Source organism: Micromonospora sp. NPDC005197, assembly GCF_040608295.1.
GTDB lineage: Bacteria > Actinomycetota > Actinomycetes > Mycobacteriales > Micromonosporaceae > Micromonospora.
In genome coordinates, this window is record NZ_JBEXHY010000185.1 from 1 (window position 1) to 7,971 (window position 7,971).

At 73.9% G+C, this 7,971-nt stretch carries 7 protein-coding genes; 4 read left to right on the forward strand and 3 right to left on the reverse strand.

Annotation, left to right across the window (positions count from 1 at the left end; all coding sequences use genetic code 11):
* Positions 1-114: 114 nt before the first annotated feature.
* Positions 115-1,476 (forward strand): PH domain-containing protein, encoded by a 1,362-nt coding sequence (locus ABZU46_RS29840; RefSeq protein ID WP_354862974.1) that lies wholly within the window; start codon positions 115-117, stop codon positions 1,474-1,476.
* Between the two features lie 148 nt (positions 1,477-1,624).
* Here ABZU46_RS29840 and ABZU46_RS29845 read toward each other — a convergent pair whose 3' ends face one another.
* The gene (locus ABZU46_RS29845) at positions 1,625-2,683 is read right to left on the reverse strand and encodes a phosphatase PAP2 family protein (protein WP_354862976.1); all 1,059 of its coding nucleotides are present in this window, start codon (positions 2,681-2,683) and stop codon (positions 1,625-1,627) included.
* 138 nt (positions 2,684-2,821) lie between these two features.
* Here ABZU46_RS29845 and ABZU46_RS29850 point away from each other — a divergent pair, with 138 nt between their 5' ends.
* Both ABZU46_RS29850 and ABZU46_RS29855 read left to right on the forward strand, forming a co-directional pair.
* Entirely contained in the window at positions 2,822-3,226 is a 405-nt protein-coding gene (locus ABZU46_RS29850) for a hotdog domain-containing protein (RefSeq protein WP_354862978.1), read from the forward strand.
* Positions 3,223-4,053: an MBL fold metallo-hydrolase gene (locus ABZU46_RS29855; RefSeq protein WP_354862980.1), complete on the forward strand. Its 831-nt coding sequence runs from the start codon at positions 3,223-3,225 to the stop codon at positions 4,051-4,053. Before ABZU46_RS29850 ends, ABZU46_RS29855 begins: the two co-directional genes overlap by 4 nt.
* Here ABZU46_RS29855 and ABZU46_RS29860 read toward each other — a convergent pair.
* On the reverse strand, positions 4,050-4,985 hold the full coding sequence (locus ABZU46_RS29860) for a carbohydrate kinase (RefSeq protein ID WP_354862986.1): 936 nt from the start codon (positions 4,983-4,985) through the stop codon (positions 4,050-4,052). The genes ABZU46_RS29855 and ABZU46_RS29860 overlap by 4 nt on opposite strands.
* 147 nt (positions 4,986-5,132) lie before the next feature.
* The gene (locus tag ABZU46_RS29865; RefSeq protein WP_354862982.1) at positions 5,133-6,284 is read right to left on the reverse strand and encodes an XdhC family protein; all 1,152 of its coding nucleotides are present in this window, start codon (positions 6,282-6,284) and stop codon (positions 5,133-5,135) included.
* Positions 6,285-6,772: 488 nt separating this feature from the next.
* On the opposite strand from ABZU46_RS29865, the gene ABZU46_RS29870 reads away from it, so the two are divergent.
* Positions 6,773-7,927 (forward strand): lytic polysaccharide monooxygenase, encoded by a 1,155-nt coding sequence (locus ABZU46_RS29870; protein ID WP_354862984.1) that lies wholly within the window; start codon positions 6,773-6,775, stop codon positions 7,925-7,927.
* Positions 7,928-7,971: the final 44 nt, after the last annotated feature.

Consider the following 7,971-nt stretch of genomic DNA (forward strand, 5'->3'; position numbering starts at 1 on the left):
GCGCCGCCTGCCGCCGGCAGCGCGCCTGCCGCCGGCGCACCGCACCCCGTTGGCCCGCCCACTCCGCCACATCCCGGTCCGCCTGCTCCGCCGTACCCCGCGGGACCGCCTGGGGTGCCGCCCGGGGCGGTCTACCCCTGGCCGGCGTCGCCGGGCGGCGGTGACGGTGAGCCGCGGCAGCGGCTGCACCCGCTCAGCCCGCTGCTGCACGGCGCCAAGTCGCTGGTCGTGGTGATCGCGGGCTTGTCCTGGTCGACGCTGTCGCGGGTCGGCTTCGGCTGGTTCGCCGCCATGGTGGTGGTGCTGGCGCTCGGCGCAACCGTGCTGTCGGTGATCAGCTGGTACAACACCGGCTACCACGTGGTGGGCCGCGAACTGCGGGTGCACGAAGGGCTGCTCTGGCGGCGTACCCGGGCCATCCCGCTGGAGCGGTTGCAGGCCGTGGAGGTGGTCCGCCCGCTGCTCGCCCAGCTCACCGGCCTGGCCGAGCTGCGCCTGGAGGTGGTCGGCGGAGGCAAGACCGAGGCGCCGTTGGCGTACCTCGGAGTGGCCGACGCGGCCCGCCTGCGTGAGCGGCTGCTGACGCTCGCCGGGCGGACGACCCCGCCGCCCCCGCCCGGCGTCACCGCGTCTTTGACGGAACCCGGGACGCCGACGGCCGCGGCGGGACGACCGCTGCACGCGGTGCGCAACCAGAACCTGCTGGTCAGTCAGTTGCTCACCCCGCAGGCGTTCCTGCTCCCGTTCGGCGTGGCCTTCGTCGTGGTGCAGTTCGTCACCGCCGGGTCGTGGTCCTTCGTCGCGGTGGCGAGCACGCTGACCGCGATGGCCGGTGTGCTGCTGCAACCGATCCGCCGGGTGCTCGACGACTGGAACTTCCGGCTGGCCCGCGACGGCGGCACCCTGCGGGTGCACAACGGCCTGCTGGAGACGCGCGCGCAGACCGTGCCGCTGGACCGCGTCCAGACCGTGCGGGCCACCTGGCCGCTGCTGTGGCGGGTCAACGACTGGCTGCGGCTGCGGTTGGAGGTGGCCGGCTACTCCGTGGCGGAGGCCGACGACCGCAACCGGCCGGACCGGCTGCTGCCGGTCGGCGACCTGCCGACCGCCACGATGATCGTCGCCGAGGTGCTGCCGGGCGTACGCCTGGACGCACTGACGCTGAGCCCACCACCGCCCCGGACGCGCTGGCTGCACCCGCTCGGGCGCGGCGCGCTCGGGGCGGGCCTGTTCGAGCGGGTCTTCGCCACCCGGTCCGGGCTGCTCACCCGGCAGTTGGCGATCGTGCCGTACGCGCGGATCCAGAGCGTGCGGGTGGTGCAGGGGCCGGTGCAGCGCCGGCTGGGGCTGGCGACCGTGTACGCGGACACCGGCGGCGGCTCAGGCGCGGCCGCCCAGGACCGGGACCTCACCGAGGCGTGGGCCCTGGCAGCCGAGCTGACCACCCGAGCAACCAAAGCCCGCCGCACGCCCTAACCCCACCCCACCCCACCCCACCCCACCCCACCCCACCCCTCCGGTGATCATGAAGTTATTGCCCCGACACGCCGAGCGGACGGCCAATAACTTCATGATCGACGGGGGCAGAGCAAGGCGGGGGCAGGGCTGGGCGGGGCTGGGTTGGTCAGTGGTCGGCGGGTATCGGTGGTTGGTCGCTTGGTGTGGGGTGTCTGTCGGCTGATGGTTCGGGGACGACGGTTTGCCCTGGTGGTTCGTCGGCGGCCCTCGCTCGGCGGGCCCGTAGCGCCGCCCAGCCACGCTCGGCCAGGCCGACGACCAGGTAGGTGAGCCCGACGTACGTCCAGCCCACCAGCACGTCGATCACGTAGTGCTCACCGGAGTAGACCAGGGTGAAGGTCATCGCCAGCGGGTACGCGAGCAGCAGCGGCCACCAGCGGCGACGGGTGGTGGTCAGGAAGAACAGCACCACGAACAGCGCCCACGCCGTGTGCAGAGACGGCATCGCGGCGACCGGGTTCGAGGCGATCTGGCCGGCGTTGAGCACGTTGCCGGCGCCGTGCATGCCGAACGCCTTCCAACCCCGGGTGGAGATCCGGGCGACCTCGGTGAGCAGGCCGTTCTGCGCCGCCCACCACGGCGGGGCGGCCGGGTACACGAAGTAGGTCACCAGGCCGGCGGCGCAGAGGAAACCCCAACGGCGCATGTACGCGGCCCAGCGGCGCCGGTCGCGCAGCCAGAGCACCGCGGCGGCGGTCAGCGCCACCACGAAGTGCGAGAAGTACACCCAGCTCGCCGCGACGTCCCACCAGTGCACCTGCGGGCGGTAGAGGTGCTCCTGCAACCAGATGGTGGGCACCTCCCCGCCGGTGGCCCAGCCGAACATGAACCGGTCGGCGACGATCAGCTCCATGGCGTGCGGGGTGGCCCCGTTGTCGGCGAACCCGCGCGAGAGGTTGTAGACGACGAACAGCAGCACCACCGGCACCCAGTCCCGGGCGAAGCGCAGGTGGCTGCGCCACGGCCGCTCGCTGTTCCAGGCGATGGTCGCCAGCCAGATCCACACGAAGGCGTACGCGGGGTCGGTGGGCAGCCCGATCGCCAGCCAGGCGGCGACGAAGGCGACCGCCCAGATCGTCATGGCGACGATGCGGCGACGGCCCCCGTCCGGGGACGCGGGCGGGTCGGTCCGGGCGGGGGGTTGGGGGTCAGTCACGACGGCCATCGCGGTCAAGGTTAACGACGGGTACGGCATCGACCGACGGGGACCACCCGGCGAAGCCGTGCACACGTGGACGGCGGTCGGTGTGCGGATCGTCGGGCGCGTGCGCGACGGGCTCGGCGAGCACCTAGGCTGACGACCATGCAGGAGCAGCCCGAGCCGGCCTTCGCGCCGGGTCTGACCGCCCAGGTCGAACTGACCGTCACCGACACGGACACCGCCCAGGCGGTCGGTTCGGGGGACGTACCGGTGCTGGGCACACCCCGGGTGCTCGCACTCGCCGAGGCGGCCACCGTCGCGGCCACGGCGGCCACGCTGCCGCCCGGGTCGACAACTGTCGGCACCCGGGTCGAGTTGGAGCACCTCGCGCCGACGGTGGTCGGGCGCACGGTACGGGCGCAGGCGCTGCTCGCGACGGTCGACGGTCGCCGGTTGTCGTTCGAGGTCACCGTCGCGGACGGCGACCAGACGGTGGCCCGGGGCCGGGTCGACCGGATCCTGGTGGACCGGCAACGCTTCGTCGACCGGGCCGGGCGGTCGTCGTGAGCGCCGGGTTCAGCGAGGTCGCCGACCGGGTGTACGTGCTGCGCGAGCCCCTGCTGCGGGTCAACGTCACCCTGGTCGTCGGCGACGACGAGGCGCTGCTGGTGGACACGCTCTCCTCGGCCGGGCAGGCCACCGAGCTGGCCGCCGCCGTCGGGCGGGTCACCGACCGTCCGCTGACGCTCGTCAACACCCACCACCACTACGATCACTGCTTCGGCAACGCCGTCCTGGCCGGCGACCCACCCCGCCCGGTGTACGCGCACGAGCGGGCCGCCGCGGCCCTGCGCGACGAGCCGGAGCGGCTGCGCCGGGAGGCGTACGAGGAGGTGCGCACGGAGCACCCGGAGCTGGCAGCCGAGCTGGCCGACACCCCGCTGCTCGCTCCGACGCACATGGTGCACACGGAAACCACGCTCGACCTGGGTGGCCGGCGGGTCCTGCTGCGGCACCCGGGGCGCGGGCACACCGACGCCGACGTCGTGGTGCACGTGCCCGACGCGGACGTGCTCGTCGCCGGCGACCTGGTGGAGCAGAGCGGCCCGCCCGCCTTCGAGGACTCGTACCCCCTGCAGTGGCCGGACGCGGTCGCGGACCTGCTGCGGCTGACCACCGCGCGCACGGTGGTCGTGCCGGGCCACGGCGACCCGGTGGACGTCGGGTTCGTCCGCGCCCAGCACGCCGAACTGGCGCGACTGGCCTGGCTGATCCGCGCCGCGCACACCGGCGACGCGCCACCGGAGCGGGTGGCCGCCGAGGCGCCCTTCGGGGCCCGTGCCGCCCTGATCGCCGCCCGCCGCGGCTACAACGAGCTCAACGGCACCGTCTAGCTGCCGAAGCGGCGCTCGACGTCGGTGCGGGTGGGCATGGCGGTGGCGCCGCCCGGGGATTCGCAGACGAGGCCCGCCACCCGCAGCGCGAAGGCCATCCGCTCGACCCAGCCCGCCGGGTCGTCGGGCTCGCCGTCGAGAAGCAGGTCGGCGATCAGCGCGGCCATGACCGAGTCGCCGGCGCCGGTGGCGTCGATGGCGTTGACCTTGGGGGCCCGCACCCGTACCGGATCCGCACCGGCGGCGGCCAGCACCGCGCCGGCCGCACCGAGCGTCACCACCACCGTGGCCGCGCCCAGCTCACGCAGGTACGCGGCCACCCCCTCGACCGGCTCGCGCGGGTAGAGCAGCGCGGCGTCGGCGGTGCTCAGCTTGACCAGGTGCGCGCCCGCGGCGAACTCGGCCACCACCTCGCGCAGCCCCTCCAGCGCGGCCGGCCCGTCGAGCAGGTGGGGGCGTACGTTCGGGTCGAAGACGCGCAGCCCGGCGGCGAGCGACCAGGCCCGGCGCGCGGCGGCCAGGGTGCGCGGTTGCACCAGCACGACCGAGCCGCAGTAGAGCACGTCCGCGCCCTCCAGCAGCGCCAGGTCCAGCTCGTCGGCGCCGAGCAGGCTGTAGGAGGGCGGCTCGCCGTAGAAGCGGAAGTCGGGTTCCGGCCCGTCGTACGTGACCACCGCGAGCGCGGTCGACGCCGGCACCGTGACCGCACCGGCGAGACCGACGCCGACATCGGTCAGGAAGCCGCGAATCCGCCCGCCCAGCACGTCGTCGCCGAGCGAGCCGACGAACTGCGCCGCACCGCCGAGCCGGGTCACCCCGACGGCGACGTTGAGCGGCCCACCGCCGATCGCCTGCCGGTAGACCCGTTCCCCGTCGCGCTCGGTGTCGAGCAGGTCGACGAGCGCCTCGCCGAACACCACCGCGTACCCCATCGAAGTCCCTTCGTCGTCAGCCGGCAGCGTCCCGGCGTGCCGCACGCCGGCCCGCCGAGGGAACGATCGGGCGGACATGGTCCGCTGGCACCAGGCTGGCACAACGGACGCCCTGCTGGGCGGCGAAGACGCGGTACCGGTGCGGCGTCAGCCCGGGTGGTGGATCGGCCCGTCGAGCGCGGACAGGGGCCGGCCGCTGCCGCCCCAGCGGGCGGCGACGATCTGCGCGGCGACGCTCACCGCGGTCTCCTCGGGCGTACGACCGCCGAGGTCCAGCCCGATCGGTGAGGCGAGCCGGTCGAGCTGCTCCGGGCTGAGCCCGGCCTCGCGCAGCAGCTTGTGCCGCTCGTCGTGGGTGCGCCGTGACCCCATCGCGCCGACGTACGCCAACGGTTGGCGCAGGGCCAGCGCCAGCAGCGGCACGTCGAACTTCGGGTCGTGGGTGAGCACGCAGACGACGGTGCGCGCGTCGACCCGGCCAGCGTCGACCTCGGCCCGCAGGTAGCGGTGCGGCCACTGCACCACCACCTCGTGCGCGTCCGGGAAGCGCCGCCCGGTGGCGAAGACGGCCCGGGCGTCGCAGACGGTCACCTGGTAGCCGAGGAACGCGCCGATCCGGGCCACCGCGGCCGCGAAGTCGATCGCCCCGAAGACGATCATCCGGGGCGCGGTGGCGTACGCGGCCACGAAGAGGCTGAGGCCGGCGCCCCGGCGCTGCCCGTGGTAGCCGTACCGGAGCACGCCGCTGCGCCCGGCGGCGAGCAGTCCGAGCGCGTCGTCGGTCGCGGCGTCGTCCAGCCGGTCGTCGCCGAGCGAGCCGGTCACCTGCCCACCGGTCAGCACCAGCCGTCGGCCCAGTCGCCCCGCCGGGTCGGTCGGGGCCGCGCCCGGGGGGTCGCCGGCGTCGGCGGCCACGCAGGTGATGACCGCGGCCGGTTCGCCGGCCCGTCGCGCGGCGGCGACCGCGTCCAACTGCGCGAGGGCGCCGCCGTCGATCCGCTCCACGAACACGTCCAGCATCCCGCCGCAGGTCAGGCCCACGGCGTACGCCTCGTCGTCGCTGACGCCGTAGTGGACCAGCTCGGGTACGCCGGTGTCGAGCACGTGGCGGGCGCGCTCGTAGAGGTCGGCCTCGACGCAGCCGCCGGAGACGCTGCCGGTGACCGTGCCGTCGGCGGCCACGAGCATGGCGGCGCCGGGCGGCTGGGGCGCCGATCGCCAGGTGGCGACGACGGTGGCCAGGGCGACCGGCTCGCCGGCGCGGCAGCGGCGGTGCAGGTCGTCGAACACGTCGGACACGCGCTGCCGCCTCCTTCGTCTCGTCGCCGTCCGGTCCCGCCGTACGACCGACAGGGCGAGGTGCGCCGCCCCGACGCGGGAGATCTGCCCGGACGGCCGTCGTCGCCGTGGGGATGCAGACCATCACTATAGGAGAGATCCCGCCGATCCGATCCGGAGACGGGTGAGCCGACGACGGCACGACGGGCCGCGTCACCCGCGTTTTCACACATCGAGGATCGACTATTGCGTCGGCGACGGTCGCGTGGTGGGATGACGCGTACCGGGCGGTGCGAGGGCTGCCGCGCCGCCGGTTGCCGGGTTGGTTCGACGCGAGGGCACCGGTCCAGGACAGGACCGTTGATGGCGTGTGTCCGCTGGCCGCTCTTCGGCCGGGGCACGTCACTGTGATCGCCGCAACCGCCCGCACGGCGCTGCGACGACACCACAACCCCACCCGATTGCGGCGGGGCGGCTCGGGCGGCACGCCTCGCGAGTCAGGAGAACCCGTGAACCGTTCCCGTACGGCCGCGTTGCTCACCGCGGCCCTTACCCTCGCGCTGGGCGCCGTAGGCCTGGCGTCCAGTCCGCAACCGGCCGCCGCGCACGGCGCGGCGATGACGCCGGGCGCCCGGACCTACCTCTGCTGGCAGGACGGCCTCAGCCAGACCGGCGAGATCAAGCCGAACAACCCCGCGTGCGCCGCCGCGGTGGCGCAGAGCGGGACGAACTCGCTCTACAACTGGTTCAGCGTGCTGCGCTCGGACGCCGGTGGTCGCACCACCGGCTTCATTCCGGACGGGCAGCTGTGCAGTGGTGGCAACACCGGCTACCGGGGCTACGACCTGCCCCGCACCGACTGGCCGCTGACCCACCTGACCTCCGGCGCGCGACTGGACTTCCGGTACAGCAACTGGGCGCACCACCCGGGCACCTTCTACTTCTACGTCACCAAGGACAGCTGGAGCCCGACCCGGGCGCTGGCCTGGAGTGACCTGGAGGAGCAGCCGTTCCTGACGGTGACCAACCCGCCGCAGCGCGGCGGCGTCGGCACCAATGACGGTCACTACTACTTCAGCGGCAACCTGCCGTCGGGCAAGAGCGGCCGGCACATCATCTACTCCCGCTGGGTGCGCTCGGACTCGCAGGAGAACTTCTTCGGCTGCTCCGACGTCGCCTTCGACGGCGGCACCGGCCAGGTGACCGGTGTGGGTCCGGGCGGCTCGAACCCGCCCACCACCCCGCCGCCGACCACGGCTCCGCCCACCACGCCGCCGCCGACCACCCCGCCGCCGACCACGCCTCCGCCCACGACGCGGCCGCCGACCACCCCGCCGCCGACCACGCCGCCGCCGTCGACCGGTGACTGCATGGCCGTCTACAAGGTGACCAGCGCCTGGCAGGGCGGTTTCCAGGGCGAAGTCACGATCATGAACCACGGCAGTACGCCGTTCGCCGGCTGGACCGCGAGCTGGACCTGGCCCAACGGGCAGGTGATCAATCAGATCTGGAGCGCCACTCAGACGACGTCCGGCGCCTCGGTGACGGCGACGAACGTCTCGTACAACGGCACGGTCGCACCCGAGGGCACGACCACGTTCGGCTTCCTGGCCAGCAGCACAGGAACGAACGGCATCCCGACGGTGACCTGCGCGCGCCGCTGAGGTTCCCTGAAATGATCAAGAGGTTTGCGTCACCCGGAGTCACT